The following is a 20254-nucleotide window of genomic DNA, read 5'->3' as shown; positions in this document are numbered from 1 at the left end:
GTCGGTTAGGTGCCGACTCTCCCTCGCCGTTATTTGTATGCTAGGCGCACAATAGCGACGATAGCGCAGGAAGCAAGCGAGCGCGTGATGCGGATCGCAGCGGATGCCCGACCGCTTGAGAGTCGGGTACCGGCTGGCCGGGGGCCGGCCGGCACCCGTAAATGCATCAGGCGGGAACGGCGTCTTCGGGCAGGGCGCCGATCACCGATTTCACCTCGAGGAATTCCTCGAGCCCGAACTTGCCGAATTCGCGGCCGTTACCCGATTGCTTGTAGCCGCCGAAAGGCATGTCGAACGCGAGGCCGCCGGCATTGACGTAGACCGCGCCGGCCCGAATCTTGCCGACCATCGTCTTCGCCTTGGCCGGATCGCCGGCGATATAGGCGCCCAGGCCGTACGGCGTGCCGTTGGCGATGCGGATCGCGTCGGCATCGTCGGCATAGGGCATGATCACCAATACCGGGCCGAAAATCTCCTCACGCGCGATCGTCATTTCGGGCGTGACATTGGCGAAGACGGTGGGCTTCACATAGAAGCCGGTGTCGAACCCGTCGGGGCGGCCGGTGCCGCCGGTCACCAGGGTCGCGCCTTCGTCGATGCCCGTCTGAATCAGGCCCTGGATGCGTTCCCATTGGCGCTGATTGACGACCGGCCCGATATGATCGCCTTCGCTGAGCGGTTCGCCGACCTTTTTGGCGGCGAACATCGCGCCGACCTTCTCGGCCGCCTCGTCATGCTGCGACGTATGGACCAGCATCCGCGTCGGCGCGACGCAGCTCTGGCCCGAATTCAGCAATACGCCGCCGACGCCGCCGGGCAGCGCCTGATCGAGTGGGGCACCTTCGAGAATGATGTTGGGCGACTTGCCGCCCAGCTCCTGCGCCACGCGCTTGACCGTATCGGCGGCGTTCTTGGCGACCATGATCCCGGCGCGGGTCGAGCCTGTGAAGCTGACCATGTCGATATCGGGATGTTTCGCCAGCGCGGTGCCGACGCCTTCGCCATCGCCCTGGACCAGGTTGAACACCCCCGCCGGCACGCCCGCCGCGTCCATGATCTCGGCGAAGATCGCGGCCGAGCTCGGCGCTTCCTCCGATGGCTTCAGGATCATCGTGCAGCCGGCAGCGAGCGCCGGGCCGACCTTGGCGACGATCTGGTTCATCGGCCAGTTCCACGGCGTGATCAGCGCGACGACGCCGATCGGCTCGCGCACGACTGTATTGTCGCCGATCTTCTCGGCGAAATCATAATCCTGCAGCGCCTTCAGCGCATTGCCGAGATGGCCCAGGCCCGAACCGGCCTGCGCGGTCTGCGAGATCGAGATCGGGCAGCCCATTTCGGTCGCGATCGCCTCGGCGATGTCGGGAATCCGTTTCTGATATTCGGCGATGATCCGCTGGAGCAGGGCAATGCGCTCGTCCTTCGACGTCTGCGAAAAGCGTTCGAACGCGCGCCGCGCGGCATGGACCGCGTCATCGACATCGGCCGCGGTGCCGAGCACGATCTCGCTCGCCGCCTGCTCGGTCGCGGGGTTGATGACCGTATGTTTGCGCCCGCCTTTGCTGTCGACCCAGCGGCCGTCGATATAGTTCTGCGGATAGCTCTTCATTGTGTCGGTCCTTTTGCGGAAGGTCAGGCGGGAACAAGCCCCAATTCGGCGTCGGTGGCGGGTGCACCCCATTTGTCGCGCGGCGGCATCGGCCGCGCGTCCCAGGCGGGGTCGAGCGTGAAGCTGGAGACGCTGCGCCCATCGGGGATGCGTCCGTTCCCGCCGCCCTGCGAATAATCGTAATAGAGCGTCATCAGCTCGCGATGGCTGTGGTGGCGCTCGACGATCGGGTGCGCCAGGCACGCTTCTCGCCAGCGCAGCACGCGAACGAGGTGCTGCGGGATTTCGTACGCCTCGTAATAATCGAGGAACCACAGCCGCTTGAACATTGGCGCGAACGCGATCTCGGCCCAGCCGAATGCGTCGAACAGGAAATCGCGGTCGGGCGCGTAATGGCGCAGGAAGTCGTCGAGCCGGGCATATTGCGCATCGACTTCCGCCCGATGCTCCTCGCGTTTGGCGGAATCGCGGTTGAGGATCATGCGATAGCCTGCGCCGGTGAACTGACCGTCGGTCGCGCACAACATCGCTTCGACCGCATGCTCATAGGGATCGCTGCGCGCGACGGGGCGCTCGGGGAAACGATCCTCGAAATAGCGCATGATGACCATGCTTTCCTTCAGCGTCTCGCCATTTTCCAGCTCGAGCGCGGGCAGGGCAGTGGTGCCGCGCGTCTTTCGCAGCAGCCAGTCGGGGCGCGGCTTGGAAATATCGATCTCGTGATCGGCCATGATGCCGTCGAGCCCCTTGAGGTCGAGCAGCAACTCCACGCGTTCGGAAAACGGACAGCCCGGAATATGGTACATCCTGAGCGCGCCGCCCGCGGGTTCGTCGTTCCAGGTCATGACGGTCTCGGTCTCCTCAGGCAGTTGACGCAGGCGCAGGCGCGCGCGACGGCATTTCGCTTTGCGATCGCGCGAACATCTCGCGCACTGCCGGGCGTGTATTGATCCGCTCGATCCAGGCGACGAGATGGGGAGTGGCGTCGCGATTCACAATTTCCGCGAAACCGTGCTGCATGCCGTTGGCGATCGCGAAGTTGCAGATGTCGGCCAGCGTATAATCCTCACCCGCCAGCCAGGGACTCTGCGACAGCCTTTTCTCCAGTCGGTCGACCGACACGCCGATCTTGCGCATCTCCTCGTCGAGCACTTCCTTCGGAAAGCCGTTGCGGGCGTTGCGCCATTTGACCTTCTGTTCGGGAACGGGGATGCGCTCGAGTTGCTCCTCGAACTCGGAATCGGACAAAGCGCGCGCCATCGGACCGATCATCCGCTCCCAGCCGATGGTCGAGACGCACCAGCAGAAATATTCGTCGACCCATTTGGTCCAGACGCGCATCTCAGCAGTCGCTACCGGGTCGGCCGGGCGCAGCCGCGGCGCGTCGGGAAATGCGTCCTCGAGATATTCGCAAATCACCGTCGACTCGGTGATGATGTGGCCGTCGTGATCGAGCGCCGGCACCTGGCCGCGCGGATTGATCTTCTTGAACCACTCCTCATGATGCTCGAACTTCCGCGGATCGATGAAGCGCGGGGTGAAGGGCAGGCCCTTTTCATACAAAGCGAGCAGCGGCTTGAGCGAGTTGGCGGCCGGACCGAAACTATACAGGGTCAACATCAGCGCTTCCTCCTCTTCCCGGACCGTGCGTTTTCACACGTTGCGGTAGCGGTGACGATGGTTGGCGCGCTTCGCAAGAAGACCAGCGGTTCTATTAGTCGAGCTACCCCTCAGGCGGGCGCAATGCGCGATCCAGGGTGTCATCGGCAGTGATAGCGTAAGCGGTCACCTTGTAGGCGAGGCGTCGCTCTGCTTGGCTTGCCGGCCAGGAGAGAAAAAGGCCCGCATATGCTCGAATTGCTGACGTCGGAAACCCCGAACGGCTGGAAGGCCGCGATCATGCTCGAGGAATTGGGCGTACCATACCAGGTGACGGCGATCTCGCTCACCAATCTCGACCAGAAGCAGGATTGGTACGTCGCGCTCAACCCAAATGGCCGGATACCGACCCTGGTCGACCATGACGAAGGCGATTTCGCGGTGTTCGAATCGGGCGCGATCCTGATCTATCTCGCCGAGAAGTTCGGCCGCTTCATGCCCTCCGACGTCAAGGGCCGCAGCCGCGTCATCCAATGGGTGATGTGGCAGATGTCCGGATTGGGGCCGATGATGGGCCAGGCGACGGTATTCAATCGCTATTTCGAGGACCGCCTGCCCAAGGTGATCGATCGCTACGTCCGCGAAAGCCGCCGCCTATTTGGGGTGATGGATGCGCGGCTGGCAGAGCACGAGTTTTTGGCCGGCGATTATTCGATCGCCGACATCGCCTGCTTCCCCTGGGTCAGGGGCCATGACTGGGCGCAGGTGCCGATCGACGGTTTCCCGCATCTGCAGCGCTGGTTCGATGCGATCGCGGTGCGTCCGGCCGTGCAGCGCGGCCTGCTCGTGCCGGAACCACCAAAGGCTACGGAAATGGAGAAGAAGACCGTCCTCCAGGGCAAGACGATCCTGTCCTAGGCGAAGGGAAGGCGGAAAACGGCGATGGCGACGCTCATCAATCGCAGCACGGCGGGGCCGGCGGTCGAGACCAGCATCGATTATCTCGTCCCGACATCGAAGATCAATCGGCGGTTCTGGGCGCCGGGGCACGAAGTGAATACCGGAATCTACCAATCCTATCCGGTGACGATCCGCAACGCCCGGCTGGCGCCCGAGCCGTTCACGCTCGACAAGCACGGTTTCTGCCTGGCGCGCCACGTCAGCGGGGTGGGGGACTTTCGCGACCCCGACGCGGTGGCGGATTATCCCGCCGAGGTGGCGGAGGTCGCGCGCATGCTCACCGGCTGCGACCTGGTCGTGCCGATGAGCGGACAATTGCGCTCGCCGGTCATTTCCGGCGCCGGCATCCAACCGCCGGCGGCCGAGGCGCATGTCGATTTCAACACCGGCACGGCGCACCGGATCGCCAGGGCACTGCACGACAAGACGGCCCCCGGCGCCAGCTTCAGCCGGTTCATCGCGTTCAGCCTGTGGCGCACCTTTTCGCCGCCGCCCCAGGATTGGCCGCTTGCTCTATGCGAGGCCGGCAGCGTCGGCGACGAGGACGCGGTCGCCAACGTCAAAGTCGACGTCGACGAAATCCCCGAGGGGGATGCGCTTTATGCGCCGATCGAAGGCGAGGAAGAAATGGCGGCCGCCACCATTTTCCATCACAATTCGGCGCATCGTTGGTGGTATTTCCCCGACATGACCGCCGACGAGGTGATCTTCATCAAGTTTCACGACAGCGATCACAGCCGTGCCTGGAGGGCACCGCACACGGCATTTCACGACACCAGCCGTCCCGATGCAGTGACGCGCGAAAGTTATGAATTCCGCGCGATCGCCTATTTCAACTGATCAGCGTTTGGCGGCGAGCTTTGCCAGCTTGGCGGCGCTTTCGGGATCGTTGGGCGCGAACAGGATCAGCCGCTGGCCCGGCGCTTCCTCGATCGCGTAGGAGGTATGCCGAAAAATGATCTCGCCCACGTCGGGCATGTCGGCGACATTGGTGTGCTCGAAATGGGCGAGGATTTCCGATTCCTGCCAATATTGCCGGAACAGCTCGGACCGCTCGTACATCTCAGCGATGATCGCGTCGAACACTTCGGGTCGCGCGGTGCGGCTGTAGTCCCATTTGAACCGCGCGGTCAGCCGCTGCCCCATTTCGCGAAAATGGTCGGGGTCGCTGCGATAGCGGTCGTCGAGCATCAGGATCTTGAACAGGTTGCGCTTGGCGAGCGGCAAGCTGCCATAATCGCGGAAAGCGCGCGCGACGAGGTCGTTCCAGCCGATCACCGTCCAATCCTCGACGATGACCAAAGCCGGGATCGACAGGCTGTCGAGCAAATGCTGCGTCCCGGGATGGACCTGCTCGTCGGCGACCGCGGTGAGCGGGGGTGGGCGGTGCTGGGCGAGCGCGAACAGGAATTCGCGCTCGTTCTTATCGAGCCGCAACGTGGCGCTGAGCCGCTCGATCATCGGCGCCGAGAGCCGGACTTCGCGGCCTTGCTCGAACCAGGTGTACCAGGTGACGCTCATCCCCGCGAGCGCAGCCACTTCCTCTCGCCGCAAGCCCGTCGTGCGCCGCCGCGTGCCGCATGGCAGGCCGACATCCGCCGGCGACAGCTTGGCGCGCGCCGCCTTGAGGAATCGGGTGAGTTCTTCGCGATGGGCCATGGTTTATCCAGTTAGCACCAATAATGGCATAGCCAGCGGTCTTCTAGTTCTATCCAGCTTCTGCAAGCTAAACCGCAAGCACGTGGCGCCGCGGCCGGGGACGATCGGGAAATGACCGGAAATACCGGCCTGCCGATCATCCCTGACCGACGGCGGGCACGATAAAAGGAGAGTGAGATGTCGGAAGTAACGGCCGCGCCGCGGCCTGCCCCCATGGCCGATGTGGCCGGCCGCACGGCGTTCATCACCGGGGGTGCCAACGGCATCGGGCTCGGCATCGCGCGCGCCTTGGTTCGCGCGGGCGCCAATGTCGTGATCGCCGATATCCGCGCGGAGTCGCTGGCGGAGGCGCGCGCCGCGCTCGGCGACGACACGCGGGTCGAAACCGTCGTACTGGACGTCACCGACCGTCCCGGTTTCGCGCGAGCCGCCGACGCCGCCGAGGCGCGGTTCGGCAAGATCCACATGCTGATCGGCAATGCCGGGATCGGCATCATGGGGCCGATCGTCGATGCCCGCTACGACGATTGGGATTGGGCGATGGGAGTCAATTTTGGCGGCGTCGTCAACGGTCTCGTCACCATCCTGCCGAGGATCCGCGCGCATGGCGAAGGCGGGCAGATCGTCACCACCTCGTCGCAATCGGCGCTGATCCCGATACCCTTTTCGGCGACCTACACCGCCGCCAAGGCAGCGGTGCTGGGGCTTTCGGAAGCGATCCGCGGCGAGCTGGCGGCGGAGAATATCGGCGTTTCGGCATTCCTGCCCGGGCCGGTCCAGAGCAATATCGCTTTGTCGGGCGAATTGCGCCCCGACCGGTTCAAGAGCGACAGCGGATATCAGACCCGCGAGGCCGAACTGGAAAAGCGGCCGGTGTCGCCGCTGTGGATGGAGGCGGACGAGGTCGGCGAGCGTGTCCTCGCGGGCATCCGCAACAACGACCTCTATATCCTCACCCATCCCGAATTCGCTGCCGGCATGCGCACGCGGTTCGACGCGATCCTCGCTTCCTTCCCTGACGAGCCGATCAACCGCGAGCGCGCGGAGGCGATCGGCTTCCTGCTCGGCAATCCCGTGTTCGATGAGGAACTCGCTCGTCACGGCAGGGAAAAGGGCGTCAAGGAACAGGAATCGGCACGATGACCAGGGTGGCGGGGCGCACCGCCTTCATCACCGGCGGCGGATCGGGAGTCGCGCTCGGCCAGGCGAAGATATTCGCGCAGGCAGGATGCAAGGTCGCCATCGCCGATATCCGCCAGGACCATCTCGACGAGGCGATGGCCTGGTTCGATCAGACCGATTTCGAGGTGATGCCGATCAAGCTCGATATCACCGACCGAGCCGCTTATTCGGCCGCGGCGGATGCGGTGGAGGCCAGGCTCGGCCCGGTCGAATTGCTGTTCAATACCGCCGGCGTGTCGATCTTCGGGCCATTGCAAAAGGCGACCTATGACGATTGGGACTGGCAATTGTCGGTCAATCTCAACGGCGTCATCAACGGCATCCAGACCTTCGTGCCGCGCATGATCGCCCGCGGCAATGGCGGCCATATCGTCAACACGGCGTCGATGTCGGCCTTCGTCGCGCTCAAGGGCACGGGCATCTATTGTACGACCAAGATGGCGATCCGCGGCCTGTCCGAATGCCTCGCGCTCGACCTTGCCGAACACCGGATTGGCGTCTCGATGCTGTGTCCCGGCGCGGTCAACACCAATATCCACGAAGCGGTGCTGACGCGGCCCGAGCATCTGCGGAACACCGGCTATTACGGTGCGGACCCGGCGATGTTCGCGCATCTGAAACGCGTGATCGAGGTCGGCATGGAGCCGGAGACGCTGGCGCGCTATGTTCTCGATGGGGTCGAGCGGGACCAGCTCTACATCCTGCCTTATCCCGAATTTCGCGGCACGCTGGAGGAAATCCACACGCGGGTAATGGCGGCGCTTGCCCAACCCGAGGACGATCCCGAATATGAGAAACGTGTCGCGCACGGCGTGCCAGGCGGCGAGCGGCGTCCGGCCGACGCTTGACCCCCGCCGACCGGGCGCGAGCGGGAGGGAAAAGGATGCTTCGCAATGAATCTGGGCGCTGAACTTTCCGCTGGCGACCAGCGCGCGATCGAATGGGACTGCGCGCGGCTGATCAACCTCTACGCCCAGCTCAACGACGCCGCGCGCTGGGAAGAGGTCGCCGCGCTCTACGCGCTGGACGGGCTCATGACCCGGCCGACCGCGCCCGACGTGCCGATCGTCGGGCGCGAGGCGATCCTCGCCGCGTTCCAGGCGCGGCCGCCGCGTGTGACATGCCATATCTGCAGCAACATCGTCGTCACCGTCGAAAGCCCGCGCCGCGCTCGCGGCACCAGCGCGATGCTGCTGTTCACCGCAGCAGACGCGCCGCCGCTGGTGGGCGGGTTCCAGGATATATTCGTTCTGACGGAGCAAGGCTGGCGCTTTGCCGAGCGTCGCGGCTCGCTCGCCTTCTGACTCTCGCCGGCGCACTGGCCGCCTCACCAAGGGCGTCCGCGTACGCGCGAGCGAGAGTCTGGGTAGCTGCCGCTCAGGACGAACGCTGGCCCAGATCGAGCAGCAATTCGCGTAATTGCTGCGGCTGGTCGGTCATCACGTCGTGGCTCGCCTCGGCACGATGCACTTCCCAGGCAGGATCGTCCTTCACCGCATCATGGAAACGCGTGAAAGGTGTCGGCGCCCATCCGGTGGCGAATAGATAGGCCCGCCGCGCGACCTTCGCTTCCTCGCCGGTGAAACGTACCGGCTCGAGCAACGTCAGCAGCGGGTGCCGTCCCAGGCGCGGTTCCGGCGGCAGGAACGGCAAAGGTGCGACAAGTCCGGGCGTATCGCGTTGGCCGTCGATATAGAATTGGTGGTCCTGCTCGCCGGTCAGGTCCCACAGCGACTGGCCATCGCCCGGCAGAAACGCGTCGATATAGGCAAGCGCGTCGATCCGGCTGCCCAGGTGCGTCGCCACGCCGGTGATCACCATCCCACCATAGCTGTGCCCGGCCAGCACGAAGCGGTCGAAACCGGCGGCCTCGATTTGATCGATCACGTCCGCGACATGGCGCGACAGGTCGACCGCCGGAGAAAGCTCGGCGGCGCGGTCGCCCAGCCCGGTCAGCGCCGCGACAAGGACACGATGTCCGTGCGCCTCGAGATCGGCAGCCAGGCCGGCGAGCGTCCAGCCGCCACCCCAGGCACCGTGCACCAGTACATAATCCGTCATCGCACCCTCCCCGGACGTGGTCGATTGGTCGCGGCGATTACGCTGTCTGGGTGGTGCGCCAGCCTTCGTGATAGGTTTCGCGCGCGACCCGCGAATAGGGGACCGGGCTGACGATCGCGCGGACCTCGATCTGCTTGTGCGGCTCGACGGTGGTCTTGCGGGTGCCGCCATTCTCCTCGCCCCACACGACGCGGACTTCGCTGCCGACCGGCACCGACGGATCGATCGTGGCGAGGCTCAATGCCTGCTTCTCATTGTAACTGTAGCCGGTGAACATCGACAGGCCGATCGTCCTGCCGTCGGCATCGACCACGCGATCGTAATTGGACGAGGCATAATTGGCGAGCGGCACGTCGAAGAACTTATACTGCTCGCCATCGGGGTCGAACAGCGATGCCATGATCTTGGCCATGTCCTCGGGATGCCAGGCGAGCGTCACTTTCTGGCGCTGCGCTGCGGGATCGAGTCCTTCCAGCGCCTCGCGGCCGTGGAAGTCATGGTCGAACTTGACGAACGGGCCGTAGCCCAGCTCCCACGGGTTTAGATAATAATCCTCGATCCGCTCGGAAACGAAGCTGCCGCCGATCGAACCGGTCGCCTCATAGCTGTCGGCGCCCAGCCACTGGCGATAATCCTTGAGCTTGTCGCCCGTATAGATGGCTGGCAGCGGGGAGGGGATCCAACCCGATTCGAGCGTGTTCGACGGATAGGCGCGGCTGCCGCACGGCACGATGCCGAATTCCTTGCCCGCGTCCAGGATTGCCGCCCTGATCTCTTCCTGCTCGGCATAGGGACCCCAGATTTCCAGGCCCGGCGCGCCCGACATTCCGTGGCGGAGCGTGCGCACCTCTCGGCCGGCAATGGTCATCGTGCTCATGTTGAAGAATTTGAGCTTTTCGAGCGGGCCGCCGTTGAGCTTTTCGATGATAGCCCAAGCGCTCGGCCCCTGGATCTGAAAACGCCAGACCGACCGGGTGACCGGCTTTCCCATTGGGCGCATCGGCGAGCGGTCGTCGAGCTCGACATCCAGGTCATAGCCGCCGGTCGCGGCGTGATAGCGTAGCCAGTTCGATGCCGGCGCGCGGCCGACGTAGCAGAATTCTTCCGGCGCCAGCCAGAAAATGATGCCGTCGCCGATGACATGGCCATAAGGCGTGGTCGGCACATATTGCTTGGCCTTGCCGACTTCCCAGCCCTTGGGCGAATTGATCATCGTGTCGGTGAGCAGCTTCAGCGCGTCCTTGCCGCGCAAATACAGGTTCACCATGTGGTGCGACTGGTCGAACAATACCGCCGAATGCTGCCAGGCCCATTGTTCGGATCGCCAATTGTGGAATTCGGGCGCGACGACCGGATAGACATAGGCGCCCAGCTGCGAATTGCGCAGCATGTCGACGATGTTGCCATTCCGCTGCAGCACGGTTTCCAGATTGTCGGCCATCGATCCACTCCCGTTTTCCGGCGGCCGCTACCGCAGCCGCGCTGTCGCTGTGCTTTGCTCGCCTCTCGCGGGTGGCAAAAGCTTGGCGCGGATCATAGGAAATTTTGTATGTAAGGCAAACAATTTTCGCGCGTCGCCAAATCGAGAGCGCCACGGAAGGCCGTGCGTCTTGCGTACTTGTGAACTACGCGGTTTGGGACGAAGCTGATCGCCGTGTCGAGGAGAAGGGCATGGCCGTCGAAGCGCTCGATCATTTCAACATCGTGACCCGCGATCTCGATCGTGCGGAAGCCTTTTATCATGAGCTGCTGGAACTCGAGTCGCGGCCCGCGCCGCCGCCGCTGACGCGCGCGACGGCGCGCTGGATGTACGATAAAGGCGAGCGGGCGGTGCTCCATATCAACGGGCTGGGCGCACCGCGCGTGTTCGATCGCGACATGGCGCCGGCGCCGACAGGCGCGCTGCACCATATCGCGCTCCGCTGCAGCGGCTACGATGCCATGCTTGCCCGGGTCGCGGCGATGGCGCTCGATCATCGCATCAATACGGTGGCTGCCGCCGGTCTGCGGCAGTTGTTCGTCCACGATCCGGACGGGGTGTTGCTCGAGCTAAACTTCTTCGGCGACTGACCGCCTTGCGCCCGATCGCCGCGCCTCGACGCGTGCACGGGCGGCGGTCAGCGTGTTCTCCATCAGGCAGGCGATCGTCATTGGTCCCACACCGCCGGGAACCGGGGTTATCGCGCCAGCCACGTGCTTGGCTTCCTCGAACACGACGTCGCCGACAATGCGATGGCCGACCTCGGGCTTGGCGACGCGAGTGGTGCCGACGTCGATGACGATCGCGCGTGGCTTGATCCAGTCGCCGCGCACCAACCCGGGCTTGCCGACCGCACTGACCAATATATCCGCCCCGCGGCAGATGAACTGGGTGTCGCGGGTATGGATGTGGGTCTGGGTCACGGTGGCGCGCGCATCGAGCAGCAACGCCGCCATCGGCTTGCCGACGATGTTCGAGCTGCCGATCACCACCGCATGGCTGCCGGTCAGGTCGGGGACGAGCGACCGGATGATCTTCATGCAGCCGAGCGGCGTGCAGGGGATCAACCCGCCCGATCCCTGGCTCAGTCGCCCCGCGTTGAGCGCATGGAGGCCATCGACATCCTTTGCCGGATCGACCGCCGCCATGACCCGCAAGGTGTTGATGCCATCGGGCAGCGGCAATTGGACCAGGATGCCGTCGATCTCGTCGCGCGCGTTGAGCGCCGCGACTTCGGTCAGGACGCGCTCCTCGGTCGTGTCGGCCGGCAGCAGCACGACCTCGGCGTTGAAGCCGATCTCGCGCGCCAGCTTGACCTTGCCATTGACATAGACGTGGCTCGCCGGATCGTCGCCGGCCAGTATGACGGCCAGTCCCGGTGCGCGATCCAGCGCGGCCATGCCCGCACGGACATCCTCCACCACCTTGCGGGCGAGCGCGCGTCCGTCGACGATCTCGGCCAGCATCAGCGGGCGTGTCCCGACCAGGTGCGCAAACCAGGTTCGGTATGGTCCGGCATGTTCAGCGCCTGCTGCATCGCCGGGCGCGCCGTCACGCGATCGCGCCACTCGACCAGCCGCGGCGCGCGTTTGGCGATTTCCATCTCGGGGAACATCCGTTCGACCATCATGCCGCAATGCGAATAGAAGTTGATATCGGCAAGCGTGAAACTCTCGCCGGCGAGCCAGGGATTGCCGTCGAGCTGCCGCTCGACCTTGTCCACCGCATATTCGGTCTTGACGGTGGCGTCGGCCAGTTGGGCGTCGGAAAAGCCCGAGCGCGCCGCCATCCATTTCCTGCGCTGGTCGGGCAGGGGGATACGCTCCATCAGTTGTTCGAACTCGCCTGTCTCCAATTTGCGCGCGATCACGCCAACCAACCGGTGCCAGCCATGCATCGAGACATGGTTCATCACATGCTCGTCGACGAACTTGTTCCAATACCGCATCCGCGCATTGCCCGTAGGCGTGTTCGGCCGGAGCGGCGGTGCATCGGGAAAGGCATCCTCGAGATATTCGTTGATGACGGTGGAGTGCGTCACGATCGTCCCGTCATGGTCGAGCACGGGCACCTGGCCCTCGGGGTTGATCGCCAGGAACCAGGATTCGTGCTGCTCGAACTTGTGAAGATTGACATAGATGCTCTCGAAAGCGAGCTGCTTCTCGAACAAGGGGGCCATCGACTTGAGCGAATTGGCAAGCGGTTCGGCATGATAGAGTTTCAGCGCCATCGATCTGCCTTCAAAGGGTGAGCCTGTTGGGGTGCCGTCGTCCGGCACGCGGCGGGCGCTCCCGTCATCCCAAGCCCAGCACGCGCACCGCATTGTCCTTCATGATCAGCGGCAGCACGTCGTCGCGGAAACCCGCCTCCTTGGCGGCGTCGATCCATTTCTCGGGGCGGATCAGCGGCCAGTCCGAACCGAACATCATCTTATGCTTGAGCTGGGTGTTGGCGTATTGGATCACTTGCTTGGGGAAATATTTGGGCGACCAGCCGCTCAGGTCGATGAAGACATTGTCCTTGTGCAGCGCCATCGACAGGCTCTCGTCGGTCCATGGCCAGCTCGGATGGGCCAGGATGATCTTCATGTCGGGGAAATCCACCGCGACGTCGTCGACCAGCATCGGCTGGCCATATTTCAGACGGACGCCGCCGCCGCCCCGCATTCCTGTGCCCATGCCCGAATGGCCGGTGTGGAAGATCGCCGGCAGCCCGTATTCGGCGATCACTTCGTAGATCGGATAAGCGACGCGGTCGGCCGGGTGGCAATCCTGCATGATGCTGTGAAACTTGAAGCCCTTGACCCCGTAATTCTCGACCAGATCGCGCGCCTCGCGCGCGCCGTATTTGCCCTTGCGCGGATCGATCGAGGCAAAGGGGATGACAATGTCGTCATGCTGCCCGGCGAGCTCGGCCACTTCGTAATTGCTGATGCGCTTGGCGCCGATGCCGCTCTCGCAATCGACCGTGAACAGGCAGAAGGCGATATTCTGCGCGCGGTAATAGTCGATCGTTTCCGGGATGGTCGGCCGCTTGCGATCTGCCTTGAAATAGGCCGACGCCGCGTCGAAGAATTTGGCCATCACCGGATCCTCGGGGTCGTGGCACGACACCTCGGCATGGACGTGGACGTCGATGGCGACGACCTTGCTGGGATCGATGGGCATGAACTCTCCTCAGACGCGTGGCGACCAATCGCTAACGATCGACTCCGCCCCGCAGCGCATAGTCGATATTGTATGCCATTGATACAATATCGACTAGCTTTTCTTCATTTTCCCGATGCCTTCTCCAGCGCCTTGTCCTCATTGGCCCGCTTGATGACATAGGCACGGATCGTCTCGATCTCCTCGGGCGTCATCACTGCCTTGAAGCTGACCATGCCATTGTCCTTCAACGCGCCCTCATAAATGATCTGGCGCCAGGTCGCGGCGTCGTTGAGCGCGCCGCTATGGCGGAGGTCGGGGACGAGGCTGCCGGCGACCGCGGCATCGCCGTGGCACGTCCCGCAGAAGCGCCCGAACCGTTCGCCGCCAGCGGCGATGGCTGCGGGGGGCGCGGTAGAAGCGGGCGGATCGAGCGGCGTTTTGTTGAGGGGCGGCGCGGCCGGCAACGTCGCCGATCCGTTGAGCTTGAACACCAGCAGGCGGCTGATGTTGCGGCTCGGCCCGCTCTTGTCCGACAGAACGCCGGGGGCGAGCGCCCAGATGCCGCCCCAGCCGGCGAGCACGGCGACATATTGCTCGCCACCGATCGAATAGCTGATCGGCGCGGCGATCACCCCGGTCTGGGCCGGGAAGGACCATAATTTGCGGCCGTCCGCGGCGCCATAAGCGGCGAACTCGCCCGTGGCATTGCCCTGGAAGACCAGGCCGCCGCCCGAGGCGAGCAGGCCGCCATTCCAGGGCCCTTTATAGGAGACGCGCCAGCGTTCCTTCTGCGCGACCGGATCCCAGGCGATCAGCGCACCGGTCGTCGCCTGTGCCGCCGCCGCGCGGATCTGGGGATTGGCTGGCATCGCCGCGGCGCCCATGTCGACGCCGACGTTGAAGCCGAGCTTGGCGGCCTTCCAGTCCTTTGCCGGGAAGTAGGGGAAAGCGGCTATATTGGCCGGAATGAAGACCAGGCCGGTTTTGGGATCGAAGGCCATCGGCTGCCAGCTATGCGCGCCGCCGGCGCCCGGCGAGCCGATGAACGGCTTTCCGGTCTTGTAATAGCGCGCCTCGGGCGTTTCGATCGGACGGCCGGTCTTCATGTCGATACCGGTCGCCCAATTGACCGGCACGAAATTCTTGGCGGAGATGAGTTGACCGTTGGTGCGGTCGAGCACGTAGAAGAAGCCGTTTTTCGGTGCCTGCATCAGCACCTTGCGCTTCTGACCGTTGATGGTGAGGTCGGCGAGGATGATGTGCTGCGTCGCCGTGAAGTCCCAGCTGTCGCCCGGCGTGGTCTGGTAATGCCAGACATAATCGCCGGTCTTGGGCCGGATGGCGACGATCGACGACAGATAGAGATTGTCGCCTTTGCCGTCCGACCGATAGGCCTGGTTCCAGGGCGAGCCATTGCCGACGCCGATATAGAGCAGGTCGAGCGCCGGATCGTACGCCATCGAGTCCCAGACCGTGCCCCCGCCGCCTTGCTTCCACCATTCGCCGAACCAGGTCGAGGCGGCTTTGTTGAGGTAATCGGGTTGTTGTTCCGTGCCGGGCTGGGCAGGGACGGTGTAGAACCGCCAGCGCTGCGCGCCGGTCTGCGCGTCATAGGCAGTGACATAGCCGCGCGCGCCGAACTCGGCGCCGCCATTGCCGATGAGTACCAGCCCGTCGACCACGCGCGGCGCGCCTGTGATGGTGTAGGACTTGCTCTGATCGACCGTGACTACCGACCAGACCGGCTTGCCGGTGGCGCGATCGAGCGCGATCAGCCGCCCGTCGAGCGTGCCGACGAACACTTTGTCGCCCCATGCCGCCACGCCTCGATTGACCGCGTCGCAGCAGGTCTTGACCAAAGTCTCGCGCGGCACCTGGGGATCGTACGACCAGAGCAACTTGCCGCTTTGGCCGTCATAGGCCTTGACCATGCTCCAGGCGGTTGAGACGTAGAGCGTGCCATCGACGAACAGCGGCGTCGCCTCTTGGCCGCGCGCGGTGTCGAGATCGGTGGACCAGGCAAGTCCCAGCTTGGCGACGTCGCCGGTGTTGATCGCGTCGAGCGGACTGAAGCGTTGTTCGTCATAGGTTCGGCCGGTCGAGAGCCATTGGTCGGGAGCCGCCGCGGTAATGCGCGCCGCATCGACGCCGCCACTCGTTTCTCCACTCTCGCTGCCGGCGTTGCGGCTGCAACCGGCGGCCGCCAATGCCATGCCGGCGGCGAACAGGACTATGAAATTGGTACGCTGCAGTGCCGAAGCCATTCGGTGCCTTCCTCCAGAGATGACGATCGACACGCGATCAGCCCCAGCGATTGATCTCGGGGCCGGGCGCCCAGATACGTTCGGGCGCGACGCTGGTCGCCAGTGCGAGCGCGCGTGCCACGGCGGGCCGCGCCTTGACCCGCGCCAGCCACGCGGCGGTACGCGGGCGGTCGGCAAAGGCCTCGGGAACGAGCTCGGTCATCCCGGCGAGCCAGGCATAGCTTTCCAGGTCGGCGATCGAGAATGCGTCGATCAGCCAGTCGCGGCCGTCGCTCAATTCGCGCTCGATCCGTTCGACCGCCTCGACGATCTTGCCGCGGCTATCGGCGCGCCTGGCATCGTCGATCCGCCCCATAACGGCATCGCTCCAGCGCTCGGCGAGATCGACACTGGCGATGCGTTCGGGAATACGCGTGGGCGGACTCGCCTCGACTCCCAGATAGGACGCAGCCGGTGCGACTCGCTCGACGATGTAGCGGCACCAGGTCATCATCCGCCAGCGGTCATAGGGGTCGCGCGGGCGCAACGCCGGTCCGGGGCCAACGTCGTCGAGATAGCAGGCGAGGAATACGCTGTCCGCCATCGGGATACCGTCGACCACCAATATTGGACCTTCGCCCTCGATCGAATGATCCACTTCCATCGCGTGCGGCACGCGCGCGCTGTGGCGCTCTCCCGAGGCAAGATCGATCCGCTCGAGCGCGGCGTCCGCGCCTTTCTCGAACAGGGCCGCCAGAACGGTCAAAGAGGGGCCGTTGGGTTCGCCGTGATAAAGGGTGGTCGTCATGCCGGTTCCCCTTCCAGAATCGTGACGCGCCTGGCCATGTCGGTGCGGCCGAGTGCCCAGCACGATCTGGTCGCCGGCCGCGCATAGATCGCCCGCAACCAGCGCATGATATTGGGCGTGAGCTCGTCATTGGACAAATGCGGCTGCGACAAAGGCAGCGCGTAAGCCAGGTTGAACCCGTTGATATCGGCAAGGCTGTAGCTGTCCGACGCGAGCCATTCGCGCTGGCCGAGCGCTTGTTCGAGCAAGCCGATGCCGACCGCGACGCGGCGTTGCGATTCGGCCATCTCTTCCGCCGAAAACGCGCCGCTGATCGCTTTTCGCCAGGCGATGCGGCGCTCGGGCAGCGGGATGCGCTCGATCGCCGCGTCCAGCTCCGCCGGGTCGCGGCTGCGCACCGACGGGCCGACGAATACGCTCCAGCCGATCATCGAGAAGCTCGGCCCGAGCCATTGGTCCATGAACTTCATCCACCAGCGTACGCGCCAGCTGTCGACAGCGGAGTCGGGCATCAGCCGTGGACCGGGAAATGCCTCATCGACATATTCCATGATCGCGGTCGATTCGGTCAGCACGAGGTCGCCGTGAGTCATGGCCGGGATCGTGCCGAGCGGATTGATCGCGAGATAATCGGGCTTGTGCTGGTCGAAGTTCAGCAGGTCGAGATAATGGCTCTCGAACGTCACGCCTTTCTCGAACAGGGTCAGCATGGGCTTGCCCGAATTGGCGTTGGGTTCCCAATGATAGAGAGTGACGCTCGCTGTTTCCGCCATGTCGCTTCGTTCCTCGCGATACGCGGCAGGGACAGTCATGCCGGCCCTGCCGCGTTCGCCTTGTAATTGCCTCAGAACTTCTTCTTGATCGTCACCGCGAATTCCTGCGGTGATCCCGGCCGACCCTTGCGGAAGCCGGCGCCGGCGCCGCGCAGATCGAAGATCGTCAGCAGATAATATTTGTCGAAGAGATTCTGCGCCTCGAGCGAGACGCTGAGGTCTCCCTTCTCATTGGCCCAGGTCAGCCGTGCGTTGACCAGGGTATAAGAGGGGATGAAGTTCAGGATCCGCGTCGCACCGATCACGGTGGGTCCGGTATATTGCTTGTCCTGATAGGTCATGTCGATGCGCGGCGTGATGCTGCCGGCGCTGCCCATCTCGATCTTGTATTGGGCACCCGCGCTGAACTTCCATGGCGGCACGGTCGGCGGATCGTTGGCCACGACGCCGCCCGGATTGGTCGGATAGGCTGCCGCCGGATTCAAGCTGCTCGCATCATATTTGAACGACAAATAGCTAAGCGACGCGTCGATCGCCAAACCCTGGACCGGGAATAGCGACAATTCGGCCTCGAACCCCTTGATCTTGCCGGCCCCGGCATTGAGCCGTGCGGCGCATGGTGCGGTTGGGCAGGTGAGCACGGGGATTTGGATGTTCGTATAATCGTTGATGAAACCGGCAACGTTGAAGCGGACCTTGCGGTCGAACAGGTCGCTCTTGAAGCCGACTTCATAGGCGCGCAGCTCTTCAGGCTGGAAGGAGATCACCTGTTGCGCGTTGAACGGCCGCGGATTGCTGCCGCCGCCCTTGAAGCCGGTGGAGAAGGACGCATAGACCATCAACTCCGGAGAGAAACGGTAGTCGGCCGCGATCCGATAGTCCCAGCGCTTCGCCTTATATTTGGCGGTCAGTCCCGACAGCGCGGTGACGGTCTCGGCGGTATTGCCGTTGCCGTTGTAATCGATCGTATCCGGTCCCGAATAGCCGATCCCGTAGATCGCGCCGACCGGATCGAGGAAGGCATTGACCGTGCCGTTGTAGTTCAGGCGGTAATAGGTCTGGTCCTTGGACTCGTCGGTGTACCGGACGCCGCCGCTGAGCGTGAAGCCGTGGAACGCTTCCCAGGACAGATGCGCGAAGAACGCCTTGGCCTCGGCCTCGGTTGGATCGGGTTGGAGGAATTGCAGCGGGATCACGACGTAGCGCAAATCCTGCTGTGAATCGTAGACCGACTTCTGCTTGAAGTAATAACCGCCGACGGTCAGGTCGATGCCCTTGGCCAGCTTGGCGCTCAGCCGCAATTCCTCGCTCAGGCTCCAGTTCTTCAGCCGGTTACGGCCAAAGCCGATATTCGCCGGCGACAAATCATCGTCCGAATCGAAACGCGTGTCGAACTTGCGATAGCCGGTGATCGAGGTGAGCGAGATAGCCTCGCTCAGTCGGTAGTTGATCTGACCCGAAACGCCCCAGCCATCGTACAGGCTGCGGTCGTTACCCTGCGTCGCCGCCATGGGGACGCCGGGCGCCACTGGCCCGGCCCAGGTCGCCGCCGGCTGCCCGACGGTGATATAATTGCAGAAGCGTCCGCAGATGAAGCGGCTGTCGTACGGCACGCCCGGTGCCGGATTGACGTTGGGGTTATTGACCGTCTGCACCCCCAGCAACACTTCGCCGGCGATCGTGTGTTCGTCATGCGTATAGTCGCCGATCACGGTCACATCGAGCTGGCTGCTCGGTTCCCAGCGCAGAATGCCGCGGACCGCCTGATAGCCGATGCCGCCGAGCTTATCGATCTTGCAATGGCCAGCCGCTTGCGTCGCGGGAACCCCGCTGCCTGGGTTGGCGCAGCCATAATCGATCCGGTCGACAAAGCCGTCCTGCTGTTTGAACACGCCGGAAACGCGGCCGAACAAGGTGTCGGTCAGCTTGAAGTCGGCGCCGGCGCGCAGGCCGATCCGATTGCGCGAGCCATAGGTTGCCTCGACATAGCCGCTGGTTTCGCCGTTCGGCATCTTCGAATAGAGTTTGATCGCGCCGCCTTCGGAATTGCGCCCGGACAGCGTGCCTTGCGGACCGCGCAGGATCTCGACCCGGTCGACGTCGAGCAGGTCGAACACCGCGCCGGTCAGCTGCGGGTAATAGACATCGTCGATATAGATGCCGACGCCCGGTTCATAGGCCGGGTTGAAGTCGTTCTGGCCGACGCCGCGGATCGAGGCGGAAATCGACGGACCGAACGAGGCGCCTTGCGGCTTGAGCGACACGTTGGGTGCCGCGTCGGCCATCTGGGCGAGGTTGGTCTGGCTCTTCGCTTCGAGCTGGGCGGCGTTCACCGCAGTGATCGCGAGCGGCGTGTCCTGCAGCCGTTCCTTGCGGAACTGCGCGGTGACGATGATGTCCGGCGAGCCCGACGCATCGTTCTGGGCGGGCGGCTGAGGTGCGGGGGGTGTTGCCGTTTGCGGCGCGGGGGCCGTGCTCGGCGACGAGGCGTTCGCGTCCTGGGCAAGGGCTGGTGCTGCGCACAATAATGCCGCTGCTGAAACGCCGGTCAACAATGCCAATGAGGCGTGCGAACGAATGGGGTTCTGCATCGTAAATCCTCTCCTGATACGGTGTCGCCTCGCTCCCCCTCCCGGAAAGCGTGCCACCCGTGCGCACCTTCATGGGTGCGTATTGTTAGTAGGACATACGATTGATCGCTTGACAAGGAGTAGTAGGACTACCCCTATAA

General features: G+C 64.0%; 19 protein-coding genes. 6 read left to right on the top strand and 13 right to left on the bottom strand.

All coding sequences use genetic code 11. The features are described from left to right. Window positions 1-166 precede the first annotated feature (166 nt). The 3 genes from AC1DRD_RS08290 to AC1DRD_RS08280 are packed head-to-tail and all read right to left on the bottom strand — an operon-like array spanning window position 167 to window position 3229. Window positions 167-1609 carry an aldehyde dehydrogenase family protein gene (locus tag AC1DRD_RS08290; RefSeq protein WP_478041011.1) on the bottom strand — a complete coding sequence of 481 codons (1443 nt, stop codon included), beginning with the start codon at window positions 1607-1609 and terminating at the stop codon, window positions 167-169. 23 nt (window positions 1610-1632) lie between these two features. After that, window positions 1633-2454 carry a glutathione S-transferase family protein gene (locus AC1DRD_RS08285; RefSeq protein WP_478041010.1) on the bottom strand — a complete coding sequence of 274 codons (822 nt, stop codon included), beginning with the start codon at window positions 2452-2454 and terminating at the stop codon, window positions 1633-1635. Window positions 2455-2470: 16 nt separating this feature from the next. Beyond that, window positions 2471-3229 (bottom strand): glutathione S-transferase family protein, encoded by a 759-nt coding sequence (locus AC1DRD_RS08280; RefSeq protein ID WP_478041009.1) that lies wholly within the window; start codon window positions 3227-3229, stop codon window positions 2471-2473. Window positions 3230-3457: 228 nt separating this feature from the next. Here AC1DRD_RS08280 and AC1DRD_RS08275 point away from each other — a divergent pair, with 228 nt between their 5' ends. Further along, window positions 3458-4126 (top strand): glutathione S-transferase family protein, encoded by a 669-nt coding sequence (locus AC1DRD_RS08275; RefSeq protein WP_478030306.1) that lies wholly within the window; start codon window positions 3458-3460, stop codon window positions 4124-4126. A gap of 24 nt (window positions 4127-4150) precedes the next feature. After that, window positions 4151-5008 (top strand): CmcJ/NvfI family oxidoreductase, encoded by an 858-nt coding sequence (locus tag AC1DRD_RS08270; RefSeq protein ID WP_478041008.1) that lies wholly within the window; start codon window positions 4151-4153, stop codon window positions 5006-5008. Here AC1DRD_RS08270 and AC1DRD_RS08265 read toward each other — a convergent pair whose 3' ends face one another. Continuing rightward, entirely contained in the window at window positions 5009-5827 is an 819-nt protein-coding gene (locus AC1DRD_RS08265) for a helix-turn-helix transcriptional regulator (RefSeq protein WP_478030302.1), read from the bottom strand. It abuts the gene before it with no gap. Between the two features lie 177 nt (window positions 5828-6004). Here AC1DRD_RS08265 and AC1DRD_RS08260 point away from each other — a divergent pair, with 177 nt between their 5' ends. From AC1DRD_RS08260 to AC1DRD_RS08250, 3 genes are read left to right on the top strand one after another with little or no spacing between them, the layout of a single operon-like run. Continuing rightward, on the top strand, window positions 6005-6970 hold the full coding sequence (locus AC1DRD_RS08260; RefSeq protein ID WP_478041007.1) for an SDR family oxidoreductase: 966 nt from the start codon (window positions 6005-6007) through the stop codon (window positions 6968-6970). Beyond that, window positions 6967-7857 carry an SDR family NAD(P)-dependent oxidoreductase gene (locus tag AC1DRD_RS08255; RefSeq protein ID WP_478041006.1) on the top strand — a complete coding sequence of 297 codons (891 nt, stop codon included), beginning with the start codon at window positions 6967-6969 and terminating at the stop codon, window positions 7855-7857. Before AC1DRD_RS08260 ends, AC1DRD_RS08255 begins: the two co-directional genes overlap by 4 nt. Window positions 7858-7902: 45 nt before the next feature. After that, a complete protein-coding gene (locus AC1DRD_RS08250) occupies window positions 7903-8313 on the top strand; it encodes a nuclear transport factor 2 family protein (RefSeq protein WP_478041005.1) in 411 nt (136 codons plus the stop codon). Window positions 8314-8386: 73 nt separating this feature from the next. Here AC1DRD_RS08250 and AC1DRD_RS08245 read toward each other — a convergent pair whose 3' ends face one another. Together AC1DRD_RS08245 and ligM are read right to left on the bottom strand one after the other, a co-directional pair. Next, a complete protein-coding gene (locus AC1DRD_RS08245; protein WP_478041004.1) occupies window positions 8387-9070 on the bottom strand; it encodes an alpha/beta fold hydrolase in 684 nt (227 codons plus the stop codon). A gap of 37 nt (window positions 9071-9107) precedes the next feature. Next, window positions 9108-10511: a vanillate/3-O-methylgallate O-demethylase gene (ligM, locus tag AC1DRD_RS08240; protein WP_478041003.1), complete on the bottom strand. Its 1404-nt coding sequence runs from the start codon at window positions 10509-10511 to the stop codon at window positions 9108-9110. A 230-nt stretch (window positions 10512-10741) separates the two neighbouring features. Here ligM and AC1DRD_RS08235 point away from each other — a divergent pair, with 230 nt between their 5' ends. Then, entirely contained in the window at window positions 10742-11140 is a 399-nt protein-coding gene (locus AC1DRD_RS08235; RefSeq protein ID WP_478041002.1) for a VOC family protein, read from the top strand. Here the strand turns inward: AC1DRD_RS08235 and AC1DRD_RS08230 are convergent. The 7 genes from AC1DRD_RS08230 to AC1DRD_RS08200 form a co-directional block, all read right to left on the bottom strand. Then, on the bottom strand, window positions 11120-12016 hold the full coding sequence (locus tag AC1DRD_RS08230; protein ID WP_478041001.1) for a bifunctional 5,10-methylenetetrahydrofolate dehydrogenase/5,10-methenyltetrahydrofolate cyclohydrolase: 897 nt from the start codon (window positions 12014-12016) through the stop codon (window positions 11120-11122). The two genes, AC1DRD_RS08235 and AC1DRD_RS08230, sit on opposite strands and share 21 nt — an antisense overlap. Continuing rightward, window positions 12016-12780 carry a glutathione S-transferase family protein gene (locus tag AC1DRD_RS08225; protein ID WP_478041000.1) on the bottom strand — a complete coding sequence of 255 codons (765 nt, stop codon included), beginning with the start codon at window positions 12778-12780 and terminating at the stop codon, window positions 12016-12018. Before AC1DRD_RS08225 ends, AC1DRD_RS08230 begins: the two co-directional genes overlap by 1 nt. Before the next feature lie 64 nt (window positions 12781-12844). Beyond that, window positions 12845-13717, bottom strand: a complete 873-nt coding sequence (locus tag AC1DRD_RS08220; protein ID WP_478040999.1) for an amidohydrolase family protein — start codon at window positions 13715-13717, stop codon at window positions 12845-12847. Between the two features lie 104 nt (window positions 13718-13821). After that, window positions 13822-15963, bottom strand: a complete 2142-nt coding sequence (locus AC1DRD_RS08215; RefSeq protein ID WP_478040998.1) for a PQQ-dependent dehydrogenase, methanol/ethanol family — start codon at window positions 15961-15963, stop codon at window positions 13822-13824. Between the two features lie 37 nt (window positions 15964-16000). Beyond that, a complete protein-coding gene (locus AC1DRD_RS08210) occupies window positions 16001-16750 on the bottom strand; it encodes a glutathione S-transferase family protein (protein ID WP_478040997.1) in 750 nt (249 codons plus the stop codon). Next, on the bottom strand, window positions 16747-17562 hold the full coding sequence (locus AC1DRD_RS08205; protein WP_478040996.1) for a glutathione S-transferase family protein: 816 nt from the start codon (window positions 17560-17562) through the stop codon (window positions 16747-16749). The genes AC1DRD_RS08210 and AC1DRD_RS08205 overlap by 4 nt, the downstream gene beginning before the upstream one ends. A 32-nt stretch (window positions 17563-17594) precedes the next feature. Next, a complete protein-coding gene (locus AC1DRD_RS08200; protein WP_478030280.1) occupies window positions 17595-20114 on the bottom strand; it encodes a TonB-dependent receptor in 2520 nt (839 codons plus the stop codon). Between the last annotated feature and the right edge of the window lie 140 nt (window positions 20115-20254).

The organism is Sphingomonas sp. P4_G2 (assembly GCF_056401155.1).
Note: the sequence above shows the minus strand (reverse complement) of the source record. Positions and strands in the feature narration are given on the sequence as shown.

What these genes read in the sequence shown, in the direction of transcription:
- AC1DRD_RS08290 (WP_478041011.1), bottom strand. Translation starts at nt 1,609, where the DNA reads ATGAAGAGCTATCCGCAGAACTATATCGACGGCCGCTGGGTCGACAGC.
- AC1DRD_RS08285 (WP_478041010.1), bottom strand. Translation starts at nt 2,454, where the DNA reads ATGACCTGGAACGACGAACCCGCGGGCGGCGCGCTCAGGATGTACCAT.
- AC1DRD_RS08280 (WP_478041009.1), bottom strand. Translation starts at nt 3,229, where the DNA reads ATGTTGACCCTGTATAGTTTCGGTCCGGCCGCCAACTCGCTCAAGCCG.
- AC1DRD_RS08275 (WP_478030306.1), top strand. Translation starts at nt 3,458, where the DNA reads ATGCTCGAATTGCTGACGTCGGAAACCCCGAACGGCTGGAAGGCCGCG.
- AC1DRD_RS08270 (WP_478041008.1), top strand. Translation starts at nt 4,151, where the DNA reads ATGGCGACGCTCATCAATCGCAGCACGGCGGGGCCGGCGGTCGAGACC.
- AC1DRD_RS08265 (WP_478030302.1), bottom strand. Translation starts at nt 5,827, where the DNA reads ATGGCCCATCGCGAAGAACTCACCCGATTCCTCAAGGCGGCGCGCGCC.
- AC1DRD_RS08260 (WP_478041007.1), top strand. Translation starts at nt 6,005, where the DNA reads ATGTCGGAAGTAACGGCCGCGCCGCGGCCTGCCCCCATGGCCGATGTG.
- AC1DRD_RS08255 (WP_478041006.1), top strand. Translation starts at nt 6,967, where the DNA reads ATGACCAGGGTGGCGGGGCGCACCGCCTTCATCACCGGCGGCGGATCG.
- AC1DRD_RS08250 (WP_478041005.1), top strand. Translation starts at nt 7,903, where the DNA reads ATGAATCTGGGCGCTGAACTTTCCGCTGGCGACCAGCGCGCGATCGAA.
- AC1DRD_RS08245 (WP_478041004.1), bottom strand. Translation starts at nt 9,070, where the DNA reads ATGACGGATTATGTACTGGTGCACGGTGCCTGGGGTGGCGGCTGGACG.
- ligM (WP_478041003.1), bottom strand. Translation starts at nt 10,511, where the DNA reads ATGGCCGACAATCTGGAAACCGTGCTGCAGCGGAATGGCAACATCGTC.
- AC1DRD_RS08235 (WP_478041002.1), top strand. Translation starts at nt 10,742, where the DNA reads ATGGCCGTCGAAGCGCTCGATCATTTCAACATCGTGACCCGCGATCTC.
- AC1DRD_RS08230 (WP_478041001.1), bottom strand. Translation starts at nt 12,016, where the DNA reads ATGCTGGCCGAGATCGTCGACGGACGCGCGCTCGCCCGCAAGGTGGTG.
- AC1DRD_RS08225 (WP_478041000.1), bottom strand. Translation starts at nt 12,780, where the DNA reads ATGGCGCTGAAACTCTATCATGCCGAACCGCTTGCCAATTCGCTCAAG.
- AC1DRD_RS08220 (WP_478040999.1), bottom strand. Translation starts at nt 13,717, where the DNA reads ATGCCCATCGATCCCAGCAAGGTCGTCGCCATCGACGTCCACGTCCAT.
- AC1DRD_RS08215 (WP_478040998.1), bottom strand. Translation starts at nt 15,963, where the DNA reads ATGGCTTCGGCACTGCAGCGTACCAATTTCATAGTCCTGTTCGCCGCC.
- AC1DRD_RS08210 (WP_478040997.1), bottom strand. Translation starts at nt 16,750, where the DNA reads ATGACGACCACCCTTTATCACGGCGAACCCAACGGCCCCTCTTTGACC.
- AC1DRD_RS08205 (WP_478040996.1), bottom strand. Translation starts at nt 17,562, where the DNA reads ATGACTGTCCCTGCCGCGTATCGCGAGGAACGAAGCGACATGGCGGAA.
- AC1DRD_RS08200 (WP_478030280.1), bottom strand. Translation starts at nt 20,114, where the DNA reads ATGCAGAACCCCATTCGTTCGCACGCCTCATTGGCATTGTTGACCGGC.